The 21,204-nt window shown below is 74.2% G+C and carries 24 protein-coding genes; 14 read left to right on the forward strand and 10 right to left on the reverse strand.

Annotated features, from left to right (window positions below; translation table 11 throughout):
- Positions 1 to 78: 78 nt before the first annotated feature.
- The 6 genes from pstB to ACI79U_RS06880 form a co-directional block, all read right to left on the reverse strand.
- Positions 79 to 858, reverse strand: a complete 780-nt coding sequence (gene pstB, locus ACI79U_RS06855; protein WP_457064135.1) for a phosphate ABC transporter ATP-binding protein — start codon at positions 856 to 858, stop codon at positions 79 to 81.
- Between the two features lie 25 nt (positions 859 to 883).
- A complete protein-coding gene (gene pstA / locus ACI79U_RS06860; protein WP_457064133.1) occupies positions 884 to 1,972 on the reverse strand; it encodes a phosphate ABC transporter permease PstA in 1,089 nt (362 codons plus the stop codon).
- Positions 1,972 to 2,919: a phosphate ABC transporter permease subunit PstC gene (gene pstC / locus ACI79U_RS06865; protein ID WP_457064131.1), complete on the reverse strand. Its 948-nt coding sequence runs from the start codon at positions 2,917 to 2,919 to the stop codon at positions 1,972 to 1,974. The genes pstA and pstC overlap by 1 nt, the downstream gene beginning before the upstream one ends.
- A 123-nt stretch (positions 2,920 to 3,042) precedes the next feature.
- A complete protein-coding gene (pstS, locus tag ACI79U_RS06870; RefSeq protein ID WP_457064129.1) occupies positions 3,043 to 4,158 on the reverse strand; it encodes a phosphate ABC transporter substrate-binding protein PstS in 1,116 nt (371 codons plus the stop codon).
- Between the two features lie 259 nt (positions 4,159 to 4,417).
- Complete coding sequence (gene mshD / locus ACI79U_RS06875) at positions 4,418 to 5,380, reverse strand: mycothiol synthase (RefSeq protein WP_457064127.1); 963 nt, start codon at positions 5,378 to 5,380, stop codon at positions 4,418 to 4,420.
- Between the two features lie 5 nt (positions 5,381 to 5,385).
- Positions 5,386 to 6,123, reverse strand: coding sequence for a winged helix-turn-helix transcriptional regulator (locus tag ACI79U_RS06880; protein WP_457064125.1), 738 nt, complete (start codon positions 6,121 to 6,123; stop codon positions 5,386 to 5,388).
- 75 nt (positions 6,124 to 6,198) lie between these two features.
- Between ACI79U_RS06880 and ACI79U_RS06885 the strand changes: the two genes are divergently transcribed.
- The 7 genes from ACI79U_RS06885 (at position 6,199) to ACI79U_RS06915 (ending at position 10,331) form a co-directional block, all read left to right on the forward strand.
- Positions 6,199 to 7,035: an alpha/beta hydrolase gene (locus tag ACI79U_RS06885; protein WP_457064123.1), complete on the forward strand. Its 837-nt coding sequence runs from the start codon at positions 6,199 to 6,201 to the stop codon at positions 7,033 to 7,035.
- Positions 7,032 to 7,865: a hypothetical protein gene (locus ACI79U_RS06890; protein ID WP_457064121.1), complete on the forward strand. Its 834-nt coding sequence runs from the start codon at positions 7,032 to 7,034 to the stop codon at positions 7,863 to 7,865. Before ACI79U_RS06885 ends, ACI79U_RS06890 begins: the two co-directional genes overlap by 4 nt.
- 6 nt (positions 7,866 to 7,871) lie before the next feature.
- Positions 7,872 to 8,561 carry an LmeA family phospholipid-binding protein gene (locus ACI79U_RS06895; protein ID WP_457064119.1) on the forward strand — a complete coding sequence of 230 codons (690 nt, stop codon included), beginning with the start codon at positions 7,872 to 7,874 and terminating at the stop codon, positions 8,559 to 8,561.
- A gap of 46 nt (positions 8,562 to 8,607) precedes the next feature.
- Positions 8,608 to 8,961, forward strand: coding sequence for a thioredoxin family protein (locus ACI79U_RS06900; protein ID WP_457064117.1), 354 nt, complete (start codon positions 8,608 to 8,610; stop codon positions 8,959 to 8,961).
- Positions 8,942 to 9,055 carry a putative leader peptide gene (locus ACI79U_RS06905; protein ID WP_457064115.1) on the forward strand — a complete coding sequence of 38 codons (114 nt, stop codon included), beginning with the start codon at positions 8,942 to 8,944 and terminating at the stop codon, positions 9,053 to 9,055. Before ACI79U_RS06900 ends, ACI79U_RS06905 begins: the two co-directional genes overlap by 20 nt.
- A gap of 148 nt (positions 9,056 to 9,203) precedes the next feature.
- Positions 9,204 to 10,031 (forward strand): sulfurtransferase, encoded by an 828-nt coding sequence (locus tag ACI79U_RS06910; RefSeq protein ID WP_457064113.1) that lies wholly within the window; start codon positions 9,204 to 9,206, stop codon positions 10,029 to 10,031.
- A 6-nt stretch (positions 10,032 to 10,037) separates the two neighbouring features.
- A complete protein-coding gene (locus tag ACI79U_RS06915) occupies positions 10,038 to 10,331 on the forward strand; it encodes a DUF1416 domain-containing protein (RefSeq protein WP_457064111.1) in 294 nt (97 codons plus the stop codon).
- A gap of 94 nt (positions 10,332 to 10,425) precedes the next feature.
- On the opposite strand, the gene ACI79U_RS06920 is transcribed toward ACI79U_RS06915, so the two are convergent.
- On the reverse strand, positions 10,426 to 11,112 hold the full coding sequence (locus ACI79U_RS06920; protein ID WP_457064109.1) for a TetR/AcrR family transcriptional regulator: 687 nt from the start codon (positions 11,110 to 11,112) through the stop codon (positions 10,426 to 10,428).
- 129 nt (positions 11,113 to 11,241) lie between these two features.
- On the opposite strand from ACI79U_RS06920, the gene ACI79U_RS06925 reads away from it, so the two are divergent.
- From ACI79U_RS06925 to ACI79U_RS06935, 3 genes are all read left to right on the forward strand, one after another.
- The gene (locus tag ACI79U_RS06925) at positions 11,242 to 12,210 is read left to right on the forward strand and encodes an NAD-dependent epimerase/dehydratase family protein (protein ID WP_457064107.1); all 969 of its coding nucleotides are present in this window, start codon (positions 11,242 to 11,244) and stop codon (positions 12,208 to 12,210) included.
- A 119-nt stretch (positions 12,211 to 12,329) separates the two neighbouring features.
- Positions 12,330 to 12,902, forward strand: a complete 573-nt coding sequence (locus ACI79U_RS06930; protein ID WP_457064105.1) for an FABP family protein — start codon at positions 12,330 to 12,332, stop codon at positions 12,900 to 12,902.
- A gap of 2 nt (positions 12,903 to 12,904) precedes the next feature.
- Positions 12,905 to 14,608, forward strand: coding sequence for a DUF885 domain-containing protein (locus ACI79U_RS06935; RefSeq protein ID WP_457064103.1), 1,704 nt, complete (start codon positions 12,905 to 12,907; stop codon positions 14,606 to 14,608).
- A 59-nt stretch (positions 14,609 to 14,667) separates the two neighbouring features.
- Here ACI79U_RS06935 and ACI79U_RS06940 read toward each other — a convergent pair whose 3' ends face one another.
- The 3 genes from ACI79U_RS06940 to ACI79U_RS06950 form a co-directional block, all read right to left on the reverse strand.
- Positions 14,668 to 15,393, reverse strand: a complete 726-nt coding sequence (locus ACI79U_RS06940) for a hypothetical protein (RefSeq protein WP_457064101.1) — start codon at positions 15,391 to 15,393, stop codon at positions 14,668 to 14,670.
- Positions 15,394 to 15,732: 339 nt separating this feature from the next.
- On the reverse strand, positions 15,733 to 17,130 hold the full coding sequence (gene nhaA, locus ACI79U_RS06945; RefSeq protein ID WP_457064099.1) for a Na+/H+ antiporter NhaA: 1,398 nt from the start codon (positions 17,128 to 17,130) through the stop codon (positions 15,733 to 15,735).
- A 109-nt stretch (positions 17,131 to 17,239) separates the two neighbouring features.
- On the reverse strand, positions 17,240 to 18,085 hold the full coding sequence (locus tag ACI79U_RS06950; protein WP_457064097.1) for an aminotransferase class IV: 846 nt from the start codon (positions 18,083 to 18,085) through the stop codon (positions 17,240 to 17,242).
- Positions 18,086 to 18,124: 39 nt separating this feature from the next.
- Between ACI79U_RS06950 and ACI79U_RS06955 the strand changes: the two genes are divergently transcribed.
- From ACI79U_RS06955 to ACI79U_RS06970, 4 genes are read left to right on the forward strand one after another with little or no spacing between them, the layout of a single operon-like run.
- On the forward strand, positions 18,125 to 18,586 hold the full coding sequence (locus ACI79U_RS06955) for a Fur family transcriptional regulator (RefSeq protein ID WP_457064095.1): 462 nt from the start codon (positions 18,125 to 18,127) through the stop codon (positions 18,584 to 18,586).
- Positions 18,583 to 19,707 (forward strand): CAF17-like 4Fe-4S cluster assembly/insertion protein YgfZ, encoded by a 1,125-nt coding sequence (ygfZ, locus tag ACI79U_RS06960; RefSeq protein WP_457064093.1) that lies wholly within the window; start codon positions 18,583 to 18,585, stop codon positions 19,705 to 19,707. The genes ACI79U_RS06955 and ygfZ overlap by 4 nt, the downstream gene beginning before the upstream one ends.
- Positions 19,704 to 20,597 carry a 3-keto-5-aminohexanoate cleavage protein gene (locus ACI79U_RS06965; RefSeq protein WP_457064091.1) on the forward strand — a complete coding sequence of 298 codons (894 nt, stop codon included), beginning with the start codon at positions 19,704 to 19,706 and terminating at the stop codon, positions 20,595 to 20,597. Before ygfZ ends, ACI79U_RS06965 begins: the two co-directional genes overlap by 4 nt.
- Positions 20,594 to 21,157: an RsiG family protein gene (locus ACI79U_RS06970; RefSeq protein WP_457064089.1), complete on the forward strand. Its 564-nt coding sequence runs from the start codon at positions 20,594 to 20,596 to the stop codon at positions 21,155 to 21,157. Before ACI79U_RS06965 ends, ACI79U_RS06970 begins: the two co-directional genes overlap by 4 nt.
- Positions 21,158 to 21,204 lie beyond the last annotated feature (47 nt).

The following is a 21,204-nucleotide window of genomic DNA, read 5'->3' on the forward strand; positions in this document are numbered from 1 at the left end:
CCCCCGGACACGACTCCGCCCCCGGTGCGGCGCCGGTGAGGGCGCTGCGCCGGGGGCGGCGGCGGGGTCAGGCGGAGATCACCCGAAGCGGCCGGAGATGTAGTCCTCGGTCGCCTTCTGGTCGGGGTTGCTGAAGATCTTCTCGGTCGGGTTGTACTCGATGAGCCGCCCCGGCTGGCCCACGCCGTTGAGGTTGAAGAACCCGGTGGTCTCGCTGACCCGGGCGGCCTGCTGCATGTTGTGCGTGACGATGACGATGGTGAAGCGCTCCTTCAGCTCCATCATCAGGTCCTCGACGGCCAGGGTGGAGATCGGGTCCAGCGCCGAGCACGGCTCGTCCATCAGCAGCACCTCGGGCTCGATGGCGATCGCCCGGGCGATGCACAGCCGCTGCTGCTGGCCACCGGAGAGACCGGAGCCCGGCCGGGCCAGCCGGTCCTTGACCTCGGCCCAGAGATTGGCGCCCTTGAGCGAGCGCTCGACGAGGTCGTCCATGTCGGACTTCTTCATCTTCTTGCTGTTCAGACGCACCCCGGCGATCACGTTGTCGTAGATCGACATGGTCGGGAACGGGTTCGGCCGCTGGAAGACCATGCCGATCTGCCGGCGGACGTCGACCGGGTCGACGTCGCCGCCGTAGAGGTCCTGCCCCTCGATGACGACCTTGCCCTCGACGCGGGCGCCGGGGATCACCTCGTGCATGCGGTTGAGCGACCGCAGGAAGGTCGACTTGCCGCAGCCGGACGGCCCGATCAGCGCGGTGATGCTGCGCGGCTCGATGGAGAGGTTGACGCCCTCGACGGCCTTGAAGTTGCCGTAGTAGATGTCGAGGTCGGAGACGTCGATGCGCTTGGCCACAGGGGGATCCTCCGGATCGGGTCGGTCAGCGACCGGTCTTGGGGGCGAAGAAGCGGCTGATCAGGCGAGCGACGACGTTGAGGCCCATGACCAGCATGATGAGCAGGAGGGCTGCCGTCCAGGCCCTGTCGATCGCGAACTGCGGCGGCACGCCCGGCTGGGTGAGCTGGTAGTAGGCGTAGACCGGCAGCGTCGCCATGCGCCCGTCGAACGGGTTGAAGTTGGTCGCGTTGGTGATGCCGACCGTGATCAGCAGTGGTGCGGTCTCGCCGACCACCCGGGCGATGGCCAGGGTGATGCCGGTGCCGAGGCCGGCGATGGCGGTCGGGATGACCACCTTGAGGATCGTGCGCCACTTGGGCACGCCCAGGGCGTACGCGGCCTCGCGCAGCTCGTTCGGGACGAGCTTGAGCACCTCCTCGCACGAGCGGACGACCACCGGGATCATCAGCACCGACAGCGCGACGGCACCCATGATGCCCAGCCGGACGCCCGGACCGAAGATGAGCACGAAGAGGGCGTAGGCGAACAGACCGGCGACGATCGAGGGGATGCCGGTCATCACGTCGATGAAGAAGGTGATCGACTTCTTCAGCCGGCCGGTGCCGTACTCGACCAGGTAGATGGCGGTCATCAGGCCGATCGGCACCGAGATCAGCGTGGTGAGCAGCGTGATGATCAGGGTGCCCATGAGCGCGTGGTAGGCGCCGCCACCCTCACCGATGATGCCGACCAGCGAGGCGCCGAAGTACTCGGCGTCGAACCGCTCGGCGCCACGGCGGACGACCTCGTAGACCAGCGACACCAGCGGGACCAGGGCGATGGCGAAGGCGCTGGCCACCAGGCACGTCACCAGCCGGTCGGTCGCCTTGCGCCGGCCCTCGGTGGCCCGGGAGAACAGGTACACACCCAGCGTGCCCAGCACCACGGTGTAGATGACGAACAGCACGACGTTCCAGCTGGTCACCAGCCCGATCGCCAGGGCGAGGACGGCGGCCGCGCCGAAGATCGCCCAGGGGACCCACGGCGACTGCTTCTGGTGGCCGCTCAGGGAGGCCTGGGAGGGGGCTGCGGTGTCCGGTCCGGTGGTCGGCTGCTGGGTCGAGGTGCTCATCAGTTCGCTCCGGAGAAGTCGGCGCGGCGGTTGACGACCCACCGGGCGAGCATGTTGACCAGGAGGGTGATCACGAACAACGCCAGCCCGCTGGCGATCAGCGTGTTCACCGCGATGCCGGTGGACTCGGGGAACTGCAGCGCGATGTTCGCCGCGATGGTCTGCGGGTTGGCGCTGGAGATCAGCGCCCAGGTGATCCCCGCGGCGGAGCCGGAGAGGATGATCGCGACGGCCATCGTCTCGCCGAGGGCACGGCCCAGGCCGAGCATCGCCCCGCCGATGATGCCGGACTTGCCGTAGGGCATGACCGCCATCTTGATCATCTCCCAGCGGGTGGCGCCGAGGGCGAGGGCGGCCTCGGTGTGCAGCGTCGGCACCTGCCGGAACACCTCGCGGGAGATGGCGCTGATGATCGGCAGGATCATCACGGCCAGCACCAGGCCGATGGTCAGCATCGTGCGCCCGGTGGCCGAGGCCGGCCCGGCGAAGAACGGGAGGAAGCCGAGGTTCTCCTCGAGCCAGCGGTAGAACGGCACCAGCCGCGGGGCGAACCAGGTGATGCCCCAGAAGCCGTAGACGATGCTCGGCACGGCGGCCAGCAGGTCGACCACGTAGCCCAGGCCGGCGGCCAGTCGCCGCGGCGCGTAGAAGGTGATGAAGAGCGCGATGGCCACCGCCAGGGGCGTGGCCACCAGCAGCGCGATCGCCGAGGAGAGCAGGGTCCCGAAGATCAGCGGGCCGATGTAGGAGGCCAGGCCTGCGTCGCCGGGGATCTCCTCCGCCGGCGCGGTCAGGGCGGGGAAGGCCTCCGCGACGAGGAACACCGCCACCCCGGCGAGGATGACCAGGATCAGGATCCCGGCCCCCTTGGCGCTGCCGGCGAAGACGCGGTCGCCCGGCCGGCGCGTGGGCCGCTGCTCAGTGGGTGGTGCGCTGGTGGTCGTCACCGATCGCTCCGGAGTTCTCGTGCCGCACGGTCGTGGGGGGTGGTGCGCTCACGCGCCACGGCGGCCCGGGGTGTCCGAGTGGACACTCCGGGCCGCCGCACCGCGCTGTGGAACGGTATTCGATCAGCTGCCGGCCGTGATGGCGTCGACCGCGGTCTGCGCCTGCTCGCGCAGGTTGTCCGAGATCGGCGCGCTGCCGGCGGCCTCGGCCGCGGCCTGCTGGCCGTCCTCGCTGATCACGTAGCCCATGAAGTCCTTGACCAGGTCGGCCTTCTCCTGGTCGTCGTACTCGATGCAGCCGACGTGGTAGCTGATCAGCACGATCGGGTAGTTGCCCGACTCGGTGGTGTCGCGGGCGAGCTCGATGGCGAAGTCGTACTCCCCGCGACCCTCCAGCGTCTCCGAGTTCTCGACGACGGCGGCGGCGGCCTCGGCGGACGGCGCGACGAACTCCTCGCCGACCCCGATGCTGGCGACACCCAGGTCGCCGGCCTGGCTCAGGTCGGCGTAGCCGATGGTGCCGTCGCCGGCCCCGACCGCCTGGACGACGCCGGAGGTGCCCTGCGCGGCTTCGCCACCGGAGACCGGCCAGTCACCGCTGGCCTCGTGCGGCCACGCGTCGCCGGCCGCGGCGACCAGGTACTCGGTGAAGTTCTCCGTGGTGCCCGACTCGTCGGACCGGTTCACCGGGGTGATGGCCAGGTCGGGGAGCTCGGCGTCGGGGTTGTCCGCCGCGATCGCCGGGTCGTTCCAGTTGGTGATCTCCTGGTTGAAGATCCCGGCGACGACCTCGGGGGAGAGGTTGAGCTCGTCGACGCCCTCGAGGTTGTAGACGACCGCGATCGGCGAGATGTAGTTCGGCAGCTCGAAGACGCCGGAGGGGCCGCAGCGCTCCTCGGCCTGGGCGAGCTCCTCCTCGTCGAGGGGGGCGTCCGAACCGGCGAAGTCGGTGCCGCCGGCGAGGAACTGCTCGCGGCCACCACCGGAGCCGATCGGGTCGTAGTTGACGGTGACCCCGGGCTGCACGCTGTTGTAGCCCGCCCGCCAGCCCTGCATGGCGGCTTCCTGGCTGCTGGCGCCGGCGCCGACGAGGGTGCCGCTGAGCTGCTCGGCGGTGGAGTCGCTGCCGGAGCCGGTCGTCGCGGTCTCCTCGTTGGAGGCGCCACAGGCGGCGAGGGCGAGGGTGGCGGCGAGCCCCGCGGACAGGGCCGCAGCGCGCGTCGTCGTGCTGAGCTTCAACTCAGTGCCTTTCGCTGGTGTGCCCGGACGTCGAAGCCGGGCAGCGGGAACCGAACGACGAGGACGCTAAGCAGCCGAGGTGGACGGATCCGGGTGGCTCGGTGAACGACGGATGAACGCAAGCCGAGTCTTCGGCCACGACACGGCGGCCGCTGTCCGTCGAACGGGTGAACGAGCCCGTGGCGCGGTGGCCGTTATCGCTTCGTTACGGTAGTGCGTGGCGTGGCTCACTCTGTGGTGTGCTGACGCCGCGCGGCCGTCAGGCGCGGCCGGGCTCCCGCCGCCAGGCGACGTCGACCGCGTGCCGGATGAACCCGCTGCGCTCGTAGAGACGCACCGCCGCGCTGTTGTCCTCCTCCACGTACAGCAGCACGGTGCCCAGCCCCAGGCGCCGCAGGTGGGCCAGCCCCAGGTCGGTGAGCGCGCGGCCCAGCCGCATGCCCTGCGCGTCGGGGTCGATGCCCAGCACGTAGATCTCGCCCACCGGGTCGGGGCCGGCCTCCCCGGCGGGGTGGACCTTGGTCCAGTGCGAGCCGAGCAGCCGGCCGCCGTCGTCGGGGTCGCCGTCCCAGGCCAGGAAGAACCCGGCCGGGTCGAACCACGGCTCGGCCTCGCGCAGCGCGACGTCCTCGGCGGTCCAGCGGCCCTGCTCGGGGTGGGTGGCGAACGCCCGGGCGTTCACGCGCAGCCAGGCGGCCTCGTCGGTGCCCGGGCGGAAGGTGCGCACCGTGACGCCCGGCGGCAGTGCCGGCTGCGGGTCGGGGTCGACGTCGGCCAGCGGGCGGCGCATCTGCAGCAGCACCCGGGCGCGCTCGTAGCCGCGGGCCCCGGCGAGCTCGGCCGAACCGGGCCGCTCGCCGTGCGCCCACACCCGCAGCGGCCGGTCGCCGGTCAGCGTCTCCAGGTGGGCCAGCAGTGCGGTGCCGATGCCGCGTCTGCGGGCGGTGGGTGCGACCACCAGCTCAGCCTCGGCCTCCGGCTCGCCGGGGTCGGCCTCCAGCCGGGCGTAGCCGGCGAGGGAGCCGTCCGCCGCCCGGGCGACGACGTCCCGGCCACCGGCCGGCCCGCCGTGCTGCAGCCGCAGCTCGGTCTCCTCCGACACGGGGCGGACGCCGTCGGTGGTCAGCGCGGCCGCCAGCAGGGCCCGCACCTCGCCGACGGTCCCCGGGGGGAGCCGGTCGGTGTCGGTGACGGTCGGGTCGCCGGGGGCCGGCCCGGTCACGCCGCTCAGGAGACCGGCGAGCCGTTGTCGGCGGCGGCCAGCCCGGCGGCGGCGGTGGCGTCGGCGACCTGCTGGTCGAGCTTGTAGCCGACGTTGCGCACGGTGCCGATCAGCGCCTCGTGCTCGGTGCCGAGCTTGGCCCGCAGGCGGCGCACGTGGACGTCGACGGTGCGGGTGCCGCCGAAGTAGTCGTAGCCCCAGATCTCCTGGAGCAGCTGCGCGCGGGAGAAGACCCGGCCCGGGTGCTGGGCGAGGTACTTGAGGAGCTCGAACTCCTTGTAGGTCAGGTCGAGGGGGCGGCCGCGGAGCTTGGCGGAGTAGCTGTGCTCGTCGATGACGAGCTCGCCGGCCTTGGTCACCCCGCCGTCGCCGCCGTCGACCGGGGTCGCGGCCGCCAGGCGCCGGGCGGTGGCCCACTTCAGCCGCGCGTCGACCTCGGCGGGGCCGGCGGTGTCGAGCACCACGTCGTCGACGCCCCAGTCGGCCGACAGCGCGACCAGGCCGCCCTCGGAGAGGACGGCGACCAGGGAGGCCGCCACGCCCGTGGAGGCCAGCAGTGAGCAGAGCGTGCGGGCGGAGACCAGGTCGTGCCGGGCGTCGACCAGGACGACGTCGCCGGCGTCGCCGTCGAGCAGGCTGGACAGCTCCGGGGCGACGACGCGGACCTGGTGGGCGAGCAGTCCGAGGGCCGGCAGCACCTCGGTCGTCGCCTGCCGGGCCGAGGTCATGAGCACGAGTCGCATGGTGGTCTCCTCAGCGTGCTGCCAACTGGCGGGCCGTCGACGGCGTTGTCGAGGTGAGCAGGCAGGATAGCGGACGTGCGCCACTGGTCCACCCTTCCGAGCGACGGCGCGCTGCTGCGGGTTCGTGCGGAGGACGGCGTGCGGCTCCGCGGCTTCTCCGCGCCGGCCCTGCCGGGGGTTACCGCCGGACGGCCGACGTTCGTGCTGGCGCACGGGTTCGGCAACTCCGTCGACGCCGTGCCGTTCCGCCGGCTGGCGGGCTGGCTGCGCGCGTTCGGGGACGTGCGCGCCGTCGACTTCCGCGAGCACGGCCGCTCCGGTGGCGCCACGACGGTCGGCGGCGACCCCGAGGTGCGCGACATCGACGCCGCGGTGCGCGCGGCCCGGGAGGCCGTCGCCGGGCCGGTGGTCACCGTCGGGTTCTCGATGGGCGGGGGAGTGGCGCTCCGCCACGCCGCGCTGGGCGGGCACCGCCCGGACGCCGTGGTCAGCGTCAGCGCGGTCAGCCGCTGGTACGTCCGGGACACCGCGCCCATGCGGCGGTCGAAGGACCCCGCCGCCCCCCACCACTCGCAGGCTCGCGGCGGGTCCCTGCAGCGGGGCCGGGCGCACGTGTGCCACCCCGTGCAGGCGGCGCCGGTCCGGGTGGCTGCCGCGATCGCGCCGGTGCCCCTGCTGCTGGTGCACGGCGACCGGGACGAGTACTTCCCGCTGGAGCACTTCCGGAGCCTCGCGCAGGCGGCCGGCCCGGCGGCCACCGTCTGGGTGGAGCCGGGCATGGGGCACGCGGAGAACGGTGTGACCGCTCCGCTCGCCGCGCGGATCGGGCGCTGGGCGGTCGCGGTCGTCGCCGACACGTCGTCCCGGGGAGTCCGGCCGGGGGCGGCGACCTCTGGGACGATCGCCCGGTGACCTCCGCCGCGTCCGACACCCTGCCGCCGTCGCAGTCGTCGTCGGGCCGCCACCACCTGCCGGCCGCCGGGGGCGTGGTCGTGGCGACCGCGCTGCTGGCCGGGCTCCCGGCGCTGCTGGACTCCCCGGGCCGGGTCGTGGCCGTCGCGGTGCTGCAGGTGGCGCTGGTCGCCGGCTGGGTGGTGGCCACCGGCCTCCGTGGCGCGGCCGGGTCGCTGGTGCTCGGCGTGGCGGCCGCCGCGGGGGCCGACGTCGCACTGCTGCTGCCCGAGCGTCCCGAGCTGGACCCGCTGCTGGTGGTCCTCGGGGTGGGCTTCCTCGCCGCCGTCGTCCACCAGATGACCCGGCGCGCGCCACGGGAGTACCTGGTGGCCTCGCTGGCCGGGGTGGTGCTGCTGCTGTGCTCGGTGTGCGCCCTGGCGGTGCAGCTCGGCGTCGCCCGGATCGACGACGGCCCGCAGGCGGCCACCACCGCGGCGCTCGTGGTGGGGGCGGCGCTCGTGGTCGGCCACCTGGTCGACCTGCTGCTGCCCCGCCCGCAGCTGGCCACCGGGGTGCCCCGCGGGCTGGTCGGCCTGGTGCTGGCGGTGTTCGCCGGGGTCGCCGTCGCGCTGCTGGTCGACGGTGGGGAGCTGCTGGTCGACCACCTCTGGGCCGCGATCTACGGGGCGACGCTGGCCGGGGTGGCCACGCTGACCGCGGTGGGCGCCTCCTACGTGGTGGTCGAGCGCGCGGAGCCGAGCTGGGCGCTCCCGGTCGTGCAGGCCGTGCTGCCGTTCGCCGCCGCGGCGCCGTTCGCGTACGCGCTGACCCTCTACGCGGCGGGCTGAGCCGCCGTGCGGACCTTCGTGGTGCTCCTCCTCCTGCTGACCGGGCTGCTCGTCGTGGCCGACCGGGTGGGGGTGGCCGTCGCCGAGGACCGGGTGGCCGACCAGCTCGTCGAGCGCGGCGGGCTCTCCGGTGAACCGGAGGTCGACATCACCGGGTTCCCGTTCCTGACCCAGGCGGTCGCCGGCCGGTACGACGAGGTGCGCATCCAGCTCACCGCCGAGGAGCTCGGGCAGCCGGCCGGCACCTCGGCCGACGTGGTGCTGCGCGGCGTCGAGGTGCCGCTGTCGGACGTGCTCTCCGGCTCGGTGCAGGAGGTCCCGGTGGAGCGGGTCGACGGCACGGCGATGCTGTCCTACGAGCTGCTCAGCGAGCAGCTGGGCGGGGACACCACCCTCGCCCCCGCGGCCGACGGCCTGCAGATCACCCGGACGGTCGAGGTGCTCGGCGCTCAGGTCCCGCTGAGCGCCACCGGAACGCTCTCCCTGGACGGGCAGGTGCTGGTGGTCGACGTGGAGGAGGCCTCGGCCGCCGGCGTCGAGATCCCGGACTTCGTCGTAGACCGGGCCGCGGACCTGCTCGACTTCCGGTACTCCGTGCCGGAGCTGCCGTTCGGGCTGCAGCTCACCGACGTCGACGCGCGCGACGACGGCGTGCAGGTGCAGGTGGAGGCGACCGACACGGTGCTCCGCGGCTGATCCCGAGGCCGGAATGCCTCGGGCGGAGGCCGGTGTTGCCCCGGAGGTGACCGATCGCCAGGGGACCGATGCCGGCCGGACGCTCGCCGTCCTGGCGGAGCTCGGTGCGGTCCCGGCGGACGCCGACCTCACGGTGGTGCAGTTCTCCACCGCCTTCTGCGGGCCGTGCCGCGCCACCCGCGCCCGGCTGCAGCAGCTGGCGACCACCCGGCCGGGGCTGCGGAACCTGCACGTCGACGCCGAGAGCCACCTGGACGCCGTCCGCGCGCTGGACGTGCGGGTGACCCCGACGCTCCTCGCGCTGGACCGGTCGGGTGACGTGGTCGCGCGGCTGTCCGGGGCGCCCCGGCCGCAGCAGCTGACCGCCCTCGTGGACGCCCATGCCCCGCGCGTCGGGTGATCGGCTACCCTCGGCAGTCGTGGGCACCCTGCTGACCTCGCGACGCACAGTCGACCTGTGCCGCGTCGGCAGCTGCCTCTGTCCGGCCTGCTGAGGAAGTCCGTCCCCTCCGGCCTGTGCCGTCCCCTCCCGCCCGAGCCCGTGTGCCGGCGGCCGAGTGGTACCGGCCCGCGAACGCACCGCACGCACGCATGCACCGCAGATCGCGCACCATCCACCAATCCGATGGAGGAACCGCACCCATGAGCCGTAGCGACGTGCTCGTCACCGCCGACTGGGCCCAGGAGCACCTGGGTGACCCCGGCATCGTCTTCGTCGAGGTCGACGAGGACACCAGCGCCTACGACGGCGGCCACCTCGAGGGCGCTGTCAAGCTGGACTGGAAGACCGACCTGCAGGACCCGCTGCGCCGTGACTTCGTCGGCCGCGAGGCGTTCGAGGCGCTGCTCTCCTCGCGCGGCATCGGCAACGACGACACCGTGGTGCTGTACGGCGGCAACAACAACTGGTTCGCCGCCTACGCCTACTGGTACTTCAAGCTCTACGGGCACCGCGACGTGAAGCTGATCGACGGTGGCCGCAAGAAGTGGGAGCTCGACGGCCGCCCGCTGTCGAAGGACACCGTGGAGCGCCCGGCCACCACCTACCGCGCCAGCGAGCCCGACCTGTCGATCCGCGCCTTCCGCGACGAGGTCGTCGCCTCGATCGGCAGCAAGAACATCATCGACGTCCGCTCGCCCGACGAGTTCTCCGGCAAGATCCTCGCCCCTGCGCACCTGCCGCAGGAGCAGGCGCAGAAGGCTGGCCACGTGCCCACGGCGATGAACATCCCGTGGAGCAAGGCGGCCAACGAGGACGGCACGTTCAAGAGCGACGAGCAGCTGGCCGCGCTCTATGCCGAGCAGGGCTACGACGAGACCAAGCCGACCATCGCCTACTGCCGGATCGGCGAGCGCTCCAGCCACACCTGGTTCGTGCTCCGCGAGCTGCTCGGCAAGAACGACGTCAAGAACTACGACGGCAGCTGGGTCGAGTACGGCTCCCTGGTCGGCGTCCCGATCGAGAAGTGAGCTGACATGTGCGGAGCACCCAAGCAGGGCGGCGCCCTGGCCGGGATCGACCTGACCACCCAGACGGTGATCCAGGGCTCGGTCTGGCACGACGGCTCCCCGGTGGCCGGCGCCTACGTGCGCCTGCTCGACGCCACGGACGAGTTCACCGCCGAGGTGGTGACCAGCCCGGAGGGTGAGTTCCGGTTCTTCGCGGCGCCGGGCACCTGGACCCTGCGCACGCTGGCCCCGGTGGGCCGCGCGGAGCGCAAGGTCGACGCCGACGTGGGGCTGAACGAGACCACCCTCGCCATCGACTGAGGACCGACCCCGCTCGCGGGGCCTGGCAGCGCCCGTCCCGGCTCCGGCCGGGGCGGGCGCTGTCGTGTGTCCGGGGTGATCGACCCGCTGGGGGTCAGCCCTCCCGCAGGCCGATGAGCCCGGCGAGGTCGCGCATCGCGTCGTCGAAGAAGGTGTCGGGATCGGTGAGCGCGCCGGTGAAGTGGCCGAAGAGCTCGAAGCTGATCGTGCCGAAGACGCTGCTCCAGGTCAGCAGCCCGCGGGCCCGCACGGCGTCGTCCAGTGCCGGGTGCTCCCCGCCGAGCACCGGGGTGACCTCCGGGCTGATGGTGCCGGTGGACCGGCCGGTCGCCGCGGGCAGCAGCCCGGCGCGCGCAGCGTCGCCGAGGATGCCCCCCAGGACGGCGGCGACCCGGGTCGCGGCGCGGACCGTGTCCTGGGGCGCCCGGTAGCCCGGCACGGGTGAGCCGTACAGCAGGGCGTACTCGTGCGGGTGGTCCAGGGCCCAGCGGCGTACGGCCCGGCAGACCCCGAGCCACCGCGTCACCGGCGGTGCCGTCGGGTCGTCGGCCTCCTCGGCCGCCGCACCGAGGGAGTCGTAGCCCTCGATGATCAGCCGGGTCAGCAGCTCGTCGCGGCTGGCGCAGTAGCGGTAGACCGCCGACGACACCATGCCCAGCTCCCGGGCGATGGCCCGCAACGACAGGCCGGCCGCGCCGACGGTGGCCAGCTGGGCGCGGGCCAGCGCGGTGATCTCGTCGGTCAGCTCGGCGCGGGCGCGTTCGCGGGCGGTCGGGGGCACAGGCCGCATCGTGCCATTTCGAGAGCAATGCTCGCAAACGAGAGCGGCGCTCTTGACAGTGACGCCGGGCCGGAGCATGGTCCTGGCCAGCGAGAGCACCGCTCTCGCACGAGCTCCCCAGGAGGAGACATGGCGCGACACGTGGTGGTCGGCAAGGGTCCGGTCGGTTCCACGACGGCCCGGCTGCTGGCGGAGCAGGGGCACGAGGTGGTCGTCCTCTCGCGCAGCGGCGGCCCGGGCACCGACGCCGTCCGGCACGTCGCCGTCGACGCCGCCGACGCCGAGGCGCTGGTGCGCGCCGTCGGCCGGGCCGACGTGCTCTACAACGCGGTCAACCCCCCGAGCTACACCACCTGGACCCGCGACTGGCCGCCGATGGCCACCGCGCTGCTGACCGCGGCCGAGCGATCCGGCGCCGGCCTGGTGATCATGGGCAACCTGTACGGGTACGGCCGTCCATCGGGACCGATGAAGCCGGAGATGCCCCTGGCCGCCACGGACGTCAAGGGGCGGCTGCGGGCCCGGATGTGGGCCGACGCGCTCGCCGCGCAGCAGGCCGGCCGGCTGCGGGCCACCGAGGCCCGGGCATCGGACTTCGTCGGGCCCGGCGTCCCCGCCGCCCAGTCGCACCTGATCCGCCAGCTGGACACCCTGCGGCGCGGCCGGCGGGCGTGGGTGATCGGCGACCCGGACGTCCCACGCAGCTGGACCAACGTGCCCGACGCCGCGGCCACCCTGATCACGCTGGGCGCCGACGACCGGTCCTGGGGGCGCGCGTGGCACGTCCCCAGCTCCGCGCCGAGGTCCCAGCGGCAGGCGCTGAGCGACCTGGCCCGGGCGATGGGCGCCCCGCCGGCGAAGGTCACCGGTACCCCCTGGCCGGTGCTGCGCGCCGCGGGGCTCGCCGTCCCGCTGATGCGGGAGATCGCGGCGATCCGGCACCAGTGGGACCAGGAGTTCGTCCTGGACGCGACCGGGACGACGGACACCTTCGGGCTGACCGCGACGCCGTGGGACGACGTCGTCCGGGCGACCGTGCAGAGCTGGTCGGCGGCCCGGGACGGGGCCGCGGGCACCGGGGTCGGCGCGCGCGGATAGCGTGGGGCCATGGGTCTGTTCACCGCCTGGTTCCTGGTGGCGTGCACCGCGCTGACCGCCGTCGGTTGCGGGGCGTCCGCGTGGCGGCTGACGCGCCGCGCACGTCCGGAGCGTGCCCGATGACCGCCCCCACCCCGCCCGGCCTGCCCGAGCAGCCGGCCGGCGGGCCGACCGAGCTGCCGGTGCCCGACACCGTCGACGTCCGGGAGGGCCCGGAGGTCGCCCACGAGCTGCTCGCCCTGCTCCCGCTGCTGGGCGAGTGGCACGGCGAGGGGCAGGCCGCCGGGGCCGCCGGCGACCACCGCTTCGGCCAGTGGGTGCGCTTCGCCCACGACGGGCGGGGCTTCCTCTTCTACGAGTCGCGCACCTGGCGGATCGGCGACGACGGCGAGGTCGTCGGCGCCGACCAGCGGGAGACCGGCTTCTGGCGCCCCCGTGGCGAGGACGAGGTGGAGCTGCTCGTCGCCTCCCCGGCCGGTCTGGTCGAGATCTACGCCGGCACGGCGCGGACGACGACGAGCTGGGAGCTGGTCAGCGACGTGCTGGCCCGCACCCCCGACCACCCCGACACCAGCCGCGCGACCCGGTTGTACGGCATCGTCGACGGCGCGCTGATGTACGCCATCGACCGGGCGGCCGGCGACCAGCCGCTGCGGCCCACCATGTCCGCCCGCCTGGAGAGGATCCGCTGACCGTGACCGACGCCGCCCCCCGCACGCCGAGGCAGGTCGCCGACGCCTACGTCGAGGCGATCTCCGACCTCGACCCGCTGGTGGCCACCGGCCTGGGCACCCGGCCGGGAGACGACCGGCTGCCGGACACCAGCCCCGCCGGTGCGGAGGCGGAGGCGGCGCTGATCCGCCGCACGCTCACCGAGCTCGACCGGGTGCTCGCCGAGGACTCGGCGCTGGCCGAGGACCCGGTCGAGCGGCGGTGCGCGCGGCTGCTGCGCGAGCGGCTGACCGCCGCGCTGGACCTGCACGAGGCGGGTGAGCACCTGCGCTCGGTGTCCAACCTGTTCTCCCCGGTGCACGCCATCCGGCAGGTCTTCTCCCTCATGCCCACCCGGAGCACCGAGGACTGGGCCGTGCTGGGGCGGCGGCTGGCCCGGGTGCCGGAGGCCTACCGCGGCTACTGCGCGTCGCTGGCGGCCGGCGCGGCCCGCGGGCTGTTCGCCGCGCCGCGGCAGGTGCACACCGTCGTCGGCCAGCTCGACGAGTGGCTGACCGGCCCCTACTTCGCCGGCCTGGTCGCCGCGGGCCCGGACGAGCTGCGCGGTGAGCTGGACGCCGCGGCCCGGTCCGCCGACGCCGCCGTCGCCGAGGTCCGCGACTTCCTCCGCGACGAGTACGCCCCGCAGACCGAGGGGACGCCGGACGCCGTCGGCCGGGAGCGGTACGCCCGCTTCGCCCGGTCCTGGAACGGCAGCGACCTCGGCGCCGACCGACGCCTGGAGGACGCCTACGCCTGGGGCTGGGCCGAGCACCAGCGGATCCTCGCCGAGCAGCGCACCCTGGCCGAGCTGGTGCTGCCCGGCAGCACGCCGATGGAGGCGATGCGCTGGCTCAACGAGCACGGCGAGGCGGTCGAGGGCGTCGAGACCGTCCGGCAGCGGCTGCAGACCATGATGGACGAGGCGATGGACGCCCTGGACGGCGTGCACTTCGACATCGCCGAGCCGGTGCGCCGGGTCGAGGCGATGATCGCGCCACCCGGCAGCGCTGCCGCGCCGTACTACACCCGGCCCACGCAGGACTTCTCCCGCCCGGGCCGCACCTGGCTGCCGACCCTCGGGAAGGACCGCTTCCCGCTGTGGGACCTGGTCTCGACCTGGTACCACGAGGGGGTGCCGGGTCACCACCTGCAGCTGGCCCAGTGGGCCTACGTCTCCGGTGACCTGTCGACGTACCAGACGTCTTTGGGCATGGTCAGCGCGAACGCGGAGGGCTGGGCGCTCTACGCCGAGCGGCTGATGGACGAGCTGGGCTTCCTGACCGACACCGGCGCGCGGCTGGGCTACCTGGACGCGCAGCAGATGCGCGCCGTCCGCGTGGTCATCGACATCGGCATGCACCTGGAGCTGCCCGTCCCCGAGGACGCGGAGGGCGCGGTCGCCGCGCACCGCGGCCGGCCGTGGACGCCGGAGCTGGCCCGCGCCTTCTTCGGCGAGAACTGCGGACGCGACCCGGAGTTCCTGGACAGCGAGCTGGTGCGCTACCTCGGCATGCCCGGGCAGGCGATCAGCTACAAGCTGGGCGAGCGCGCCTGGCTCGAGGGCCGGGCGGCCGCCCAGCAGGCCCGTGGTGCCGACTTCGACCTGAAGGCCTGGCACATGGCCGCGCTGTCCCAGGGCAGCCTGGGCCTGGACGACCTCACCGCCGAACTCGCCCAGCTCTGACGAAGGACCCCGTCCTCCTGACCCCTCGCGAGCTCGGGGCGAGCCTCTGGACGGGGCCGTCAGTCGGGGGCGTCGGCGGGGACGGGGTTGACCTCGTCGGCGTCCCAGGTGGTGCGGTCGGTGGCGGCCGCCGGGGCGGTCTCCAGCTCCGCGAGGTCGAGCACCTCGGCGATGCAGGCCGCGCTGCCCCCGACGTAGGTGGTCACCAGGTCGATGTCGGTGGCCACGCACCAGGCCCGGTCGGCCGGCCACCACAGGTTGGCGCTCTGCTCGTAGGGCTCGGCGGCGAAGTTCTCCGCGGCCAGCGTGACCGGGCCGTTGACCAGCCAGTACTCGCGGTCGGGCAGGGTCAGGGTCGGGTGGTCGGTGAGCACCGCGCCACCCAGGGCGACGCCGAACCAGCAGACGTCGGGGGTGCGGGTGTAGCGGGTGAGCACCTCGACCAGGCGTTCGGCGACCGGCACCGGCAGGTGGCCGCGGGCGGGGGCGCCGTGCCACAGCGGCGCCTGGTCGTCGTTCTCGAAGTAGTCCATCGCCCCGGTGACCGAGCCCCACTGCATCAGCGGGTGGGCGGCGGTGCCGTTGGCGGCGGCGACGGAGGACCAGGGGACCTCGACGTCGTCGTCCCCGACGTAACGGACGGCGGGGTGGAAGACCCGGGCCAGCGCCGGGAAGCCGGCAGGCACCAGCTTGGCCACGGTCTCCGGGCGGGCGCTCCGGGCGGCCTCGGCAAGCCACTGGCCCGCGGTGGTGTCCAGCGCGACCGCGCGCCCGGCGAACTGCACGGCGTCGAGTCTCCCCAGGGAACGGACAACCCCCGGGCTGCTCCGCGGCGCTGGACCCGCCGGAGCGGGGAGCTGCACGCGGGCCGACTGGACAACGGTCGGCGGCCCGGGGGTCGGGTGACTGTCCGGTTCTCGCTCGCCGCCGTACGACGGACGGGCGGGATTGCCGTCGTTCAGTTCCTGCCGGTCTTCGGCAGTGCCTGAACGGGCGGCCCATCTGGACGGCGGCTAGCGGACAGCCACCTCACGAGTCCTGAACGTATGCAACTTTCGGACCACCTCCTCTCTCGTGTACCTGAGACGGTACGGCCGCTTCGGGAGGTCGGCAACGACATTTGTTCAGCTGTCGGCGGACGGGCCGGCGGTGCGCCCGGGCGGGGGTGCGCCCTCCCAGTCCGGGTCGTGGCGGGCCTTGTCGTCCACGGTGCGGATCTCCTGCCCGTCCTCGGTCTGGTAGACGTCGGGCACGCCGTCCTCGTTGATGTCCGCGGTCTCGATCGCGGCGATGCTGCGGTACCGGCGGTCCCGCGACTTGAGCAGGAGGGATGCCAGCACGGCCGCGGTCAGGGTGCCGACCAGGACGCCCACCTTCACGTGCTCGTCGCGCAGCGAGCCCTCGCCGTACGCCAGCGCGCCGATGAGCAGCGAGACGGTGAACCCGATCCCGGCCAGCATCGCCAGCCCGATGACGTCGGGCCAGCCGAGGGACTCGTCGAGCTCGGCACGGGTGAACCGGGACACCAGCCAGGTGGCGCCGGTGATGCCGATCGTCTTGCCGGCCACCAGGCCGACCACGATGCCGATGGCCACCGGGTCCGACAGCGACTCGACCAGGCCGGAGAGCCCGCCGATGGTGACGCCGGCGGCGAAGAAGGCGAACACCGGGACGGCGAACCCGGCGGAGATGGGGCGGATGCGGTGCTCGAAGTGCTCGGCCAGGCCCGGCCCGGCCTCCGGCCCACCGGCGGCCTGGCTGCGCACGACGGGCACGGTGAAGGCCAGCAGCACCCCGGCGACGGTGGCGTGCACCCCGGACTCGTGCACGAGCACCCAGGTGAGCACGGCGAGGGGGATGAGCAGCCACCAGGAGCGGATCCGCTTCTGCACCAGGAACCCGAAGACGGCCAGCGGGATCAGTGCGAGCAGCAGCGGCGTCATCGCCAGGCTGGAGGTGTAGAAGACCGCGATGACCGTGATGGCCAGCAGGTCGTCGACGACCGCGAGCGTCAGCAGGAAGGTGCGCAGCGCGGTCGGCAGGTGGGTGCTGATCACCGCGAGGACGGCGAGGGCGAAGGCGATGTCGGTGGCCGTCGGGATGGCCCAGCCGCGCAGCGCGCCGTCACCGGTGCCCAGGTTCACCAGCACGAACAACAGGGCGGGGACGACCATGCCGCCGACCGCCGCGGCGACCGGGAGGGCCGCCCGCCGGGGGTCGCGCAGGTCGCCGGCGACGAACTCGCGCTTGAGCTCCAGCCCGACCACGAAGAAGAAGATCGCCAGCAGCCCGTCGGCCGCCCAGGTGCCGAGGGTGAGGTCCAGGTGCAGCGACTCGGGGCCCACCCGGGTGTCGCGCAGCGACTCGTAGGCCGCCGCCCACGGCGAGTTCGCCCAGACCAGGGCGATCAGGGTGCCCACCAGCAGCAGGGCCCCGCCGATGGTCTCCTTGCGGAGGATCGCGGTGATCCGCGTGGCCTCCGGATAGGACCCCCGGCTGAACAGGCGGGTGGGTGTGCTCACGTGGCGGCTCCGTTGTGCGGGGTCAGGAAGGGACTTGCCGACCAGACTTCCCGGCGCACCTCCCGACCACACTACCGGGGACCGGGATCACCCCGGTCCCGCTCGCGACTCAGCCGGCGAGCAGCTCGCGCACCCGCGTGGTCAGGCCGGCGTCCCCGCGCTCGACGCCGTCGACCCGGACGACGGGCGCGGCGCCGCGGATCCCGGACAGCAGCCAGACCGCGTCGGCGGCGTGCAGGTCGGCGACCGTGCCGCTGGTGACCGCGGTGGGCCAGCCGTCGGCCGCCGCGGCGGCGAACAGCCGCGCCTGGGTCGTGCCGGACAGGATGCCGGTCTCCGCCGGCGGGGTGTGCAGCCGCCCGCCGGCGGCCCAGACGACGGTCGACGTCGGCCCCTCCAGCAGCTGCCCCTCGAGCGAGGTGAGGACGACGTCGTCGGCGCCTTGCCGGTGGGCCTCGCGCAGGGCGGCCATGTTCACCGCGTACGACAGCGTCTTCGCCCCGCCCAGCAGCCACGGGGAGGCGGCCCGGACGTCGGCGGCCAGGCCCAGGGTCAGGGTCACCACCGCCACCCCCTGCTCCCGCTGGCGCAGCGTCTCCGCCGGCACCGGGGCCAGCAGGGCGAGCAGCGTCGGCGGGCTGCCGTCGCCGAGCCCGCGGGTGAGGAACACCCGGCAGGCACCGTCGACGTCGGCCGGCCAGCCCGCGACGAGCGCGTCGACCACCGCGCGCACGGCTTCGTCGCCGGGGTGGGTGAGCTCCATCAGCGTCGCCGAGCGGCGCAGCCGTTCCAGGTGCCCGGCCAGCTGCGGCGTGGTGCCGCCGGTGACCAGCACGGACTCGAAGCAGCCGTCGCCGCGCCCCAGGCCCAGGTCCAGCGCGGTCACCACCGGCTGGGTGGGGTCGACCACCCTGGCCCCGCCGTCCTGCCAGACCGCCACACGCGCGCTCGTCACGGGTCCACCCTGCCGTACGGCGGTCCTAGGCTGGGCGGCGTGTCCGAGGAGCCGATCACCGCGCCGCTGGCCGAACAGCTGCGGGCCCGGGGGCTGCGGCTGACCACCCAGCGCCAGCGGGTGCTGGCCGCCGTCACCGCGCTCTCGCACGGCACGCCCGAGGACATCAGCTCCCGGCTGCGGGCCGAGGCCGGGCCGGACGGCGCCGCCCCGGACACCTCCACGGTCTACCGGACCCTCGAGCTGCTCGAGCAGCTCGGCCTGGTCTGGCACACCCACCTCGGCAAGGGCGCACCGATCTACCACGCGGGGCAGCAGCACCGGCACGTGCACGTGGTCTGCCAGACCTGCGGGGAGATCAACTCGGTCGACCCGACGGTGCTCGACCAGGCCGCGGAACGTCTGGGCGCCGAGTTGGGTTTCACGCTGGACGTGGGCCACGTGGCGCTGTCGGGCACCTGCCGGGCCTGCGCCCACACCATCCGGACGGAGCACTCATGACCACCCCCTCCCCGTTGCTGTCCCGGCCGGGCGCCGTCGCGCTCGCCCTGCCCGACGGCAGCCTCGGCACGGTCGCCGCGCACTACGGCGAGCCGCTGCCCGAGCAGCGCCGCCTGGCCGAGGGCGCCGGGCTGGTCGACCGCAGCGACCGCGACGTGCTCACCGTGAGCGGGGTCGACCGGCTGTCCTGGCTGCACGACCTCACCTCGCAGCACCTGCGCGAACTGGCCGACGGAACCGGCACCGAGGCGTTGTTCCTCAGCCCGAACGGGCACGTCGAGCACCACGTCGTCCTCGCCGAGCTGGCCGGCACCACCTGGGCCGACGCCGAGCCCGGCGCGGGCCCCGCGCTGGCCGGGTGGCTGCAGAAGATGCGGTTCATGCTCCGCGTGGAGCCGGCGCTGGTCACCGACGCCTGGGCGCTGCTGGGCCTGGTCGGCCCGCGCGCCGACGAGGTGCTGACCGCGGCCGGCTGGCCCGTCCCGGCGGGGGAGCACGCCGTCGTCGCGCTGCCCACAGGTGGCTGGGCCCGCCGCTCGCCCGCGATCGGCGACGGGAGCGCGGCGGTCGTCGACCTGCTCGTGCCGCGCGCCGAGGTGGGCGCCCGCGCCGACGAGCTGTTCGCCGCCGGCGCGGTGTCCGCCGGGCTCGACGCGTTCGAGGCGCTGCGCGTGGAGGCCCGCCGGCCGCGGGCCGGCGTCGACAGCGACCACCGCAGCATCCCCAACGAACTGCCCTGGCTGCGCACCGCCGTGCACCTGGAGAAGGGCTGCTACCGCGGGCAGGAGACGGTCGCCCGGGTGCACAACCTCGGCCGCCCGCCACGCCGGCTGGTGCTGCTGCACCTGGACGGGATGAGCGAGACGGTTCCCGCCCCCGGCACGCCGGTCACCTCCGGCAGCCGCGAGGTCGGCCGGGTGGGCACCGTGGTGCGCCACCACGAGCTCGGCGTGATCGGCCTCGCGCTGGTCAAGCAGTCGGTGGCCCCCGACGCCGTGCTGCACGTCGGCGAGGCCGTCGCCGCGATCGACCCCGACGACGGGCCGCAGGACGTCGACGCCGCCGTGGCGGCGGCCCGTGACCGGGTGAAGGCCGTGCGGTCTGCGACGATGCGGGGGTGAGCACTGCCGGCGGCGTCGAGGGGACTCTCATCACCCTCGCCCCCACCGGGGCCGAGTCGGCGAAGGCCGACGTCCCGGCGCTGCCGGTCACCGTGGCGGAGGTCGTGTCGACCGCCCGGGACTGCCAGGCGCTGGGCGCCGCGGTCCTGCACCTGCACGTCCGGGACGTCGACACCCGCCCCACGCTCGACCTGCCCCGGGTGCGCGAGGTGGTCACCGCGGTGCGGGAGGCCACCGACCTGGTGGTCCAGCTGTCCACCGGTGGTGCGGTGACCGACCCGGCCGAGGCGCGGCTCGCCGTCCTGGACGCCGGGCCGGACGCCGCCTCGCTGTCGTTGGGCACGGTGAACTTCGGCCGGGACGTCTTCTACAACCCGTGGGACCTGATCGTCGAGCTGCACACGCAGATGCAGCAGCGCGGCATCGTGCCCGAGTACGAGGTGTTCGACCTGGGCCAGCTGGCCACCCTGGCCCGCTTGCTCGACCGGCACGGCCTGCCGCACGGTGGGCACGTGCACGTCGACCTGGTGATGGGCGTCCCGGGTGGCATGCCCGGGACGACGGCCGCGCTGGCCGCCTGCCTGCCCGCGCTCCCACCCGGTGCGACGTTCGCCGCCACCGGGGTGGGGCGCACCTCGCTGCCGGTGATGCTCGCCGCGCTCTCGGCCGGTGGCCACCTGCGCGTCGGCATGGAGGACACCCTCAGCTACGCGCCGGGCGAGCCGGTGCGCGACAACGCCCAGCTGGTGGCGCGTGCGGCCGGGCTCGCCCGGATCGCCCAGCGTCCGCCGCTGTCCCCGGCCCGGGCCCGGCAGCTGCTGGGCCTGGCCCCCGACGACGCTGTCACCCCTCAACCCGTCCAGCACACCCCTGCGGAGGCATCCCCGTGACCAGCCAGACCGCCGCCGGCGGCGCCGCCGTCGACGCGCTCCTCGACCCGTCCTTCCTCGACGGGGTGGAGCAGCTGCCGATGAGCGAGGTCCGGGCGCTGCGCCAGCAGGCCGAGCAGGCCGAGGTCAACCTCTCCTACACGCGCCGGCTGCTGCAGGGCCGGCTGGACATCGTCCGCCGGGAGCTGCAGCGCCGTGCCGAGCACGACGGCCGCTCGCTGGTCGACCTGCTGCCGGAGATCCTGGCCGAGAAGGGCCGCGGCCCCGCGCACGGCCTGGGCCGCCACCAGACGGTGCAGCCGACCGCGCCCGAGCAGCACGAGCACTGGGTGAACGCACTGGCCCCCGGGGTCGACCTCTCCGACGTCCCGGCGATGCCCGACGACCAGCTCGAGCGCGCGGCGCGGGCGCTGGGCGAGGGTGAGCGCACCCTGTCCGAGCGCCGGCGGGGGGTGCAGCAGGTGATGGACGCCCTCGCCGGGGAGCTGGGCCGTCGGTACCGGGACGGCCTGGCCGACGTCGCCCAGCTGCTTGCCGACGAGTCGCGGCACCGCTCCTGATGAAGGACCACCCTGCCCCCCACCACTCGCAGGCTCGCGGCGGGGCC

This window comes from Modestobacter sp. SYSU DS0904 (assembly GCF_054051115.1).

Bases quoted from the DNA above. Each gene is read 5' to 3' on its own strand.
- ACI79U_RS06915 (WP_457064111.1), top strand. From the start codon at position 10,038: ATGTGCGGAGCACCCAAGCAGGGCGGCGCCCTGGCCGGGATCGACCTG.
- ACI79U_RS06925 (WP_457064107.1), top strand. From the start codon at position 11,242: ATGGCGCGACACGTGGTGGTCGGCAAGGGTCCGGTCGGTTCCACGACG.
- ACI79U_RS06930 (WP_457064105.1), top strand. From the start codon at position 12,330: ATGACCGCCCCCACCCCGCCCGGCCTGCCCGAGCAGCCGGCCGGCGGG.
- pstA (WP_457064133.1), bottom strand. From the start codon at position 1,972: ATGAGCACCTCGACCCAGCAGCCGACCACCGGACCGGACACCGCAGCC.
- ACI79U_RS06905 (WP_457064115.1), top strand. From the start codon at position 8,942: ATGCCCCGCGCGTCGGGTGATCGGCTACCCTCGGCAGTCGTGGGCACC.
- ygfZ (WP_457064093.1), top strand. From the start codon at position 18,583: ATGACCACCCCCTCCCCGTTGCTGTCCCGGCCGGGCGCCGTCGCGCTC.
- ACI79U_RS06880 (WP_457064125.1), bottom strand. From the start codon at position 6,123: ATGCGACTCGTGCTCATGACCTCGGCCCGGCAGGCGACGACCGAGGTG.
- ACI79U_RS06910 (WP_457064113.1), top strand. From the start codon at position 9,204: ATGAGCCGTAGCGACGTGCTCGTCACCGCCGACTGGGCCCAGGAGCAC.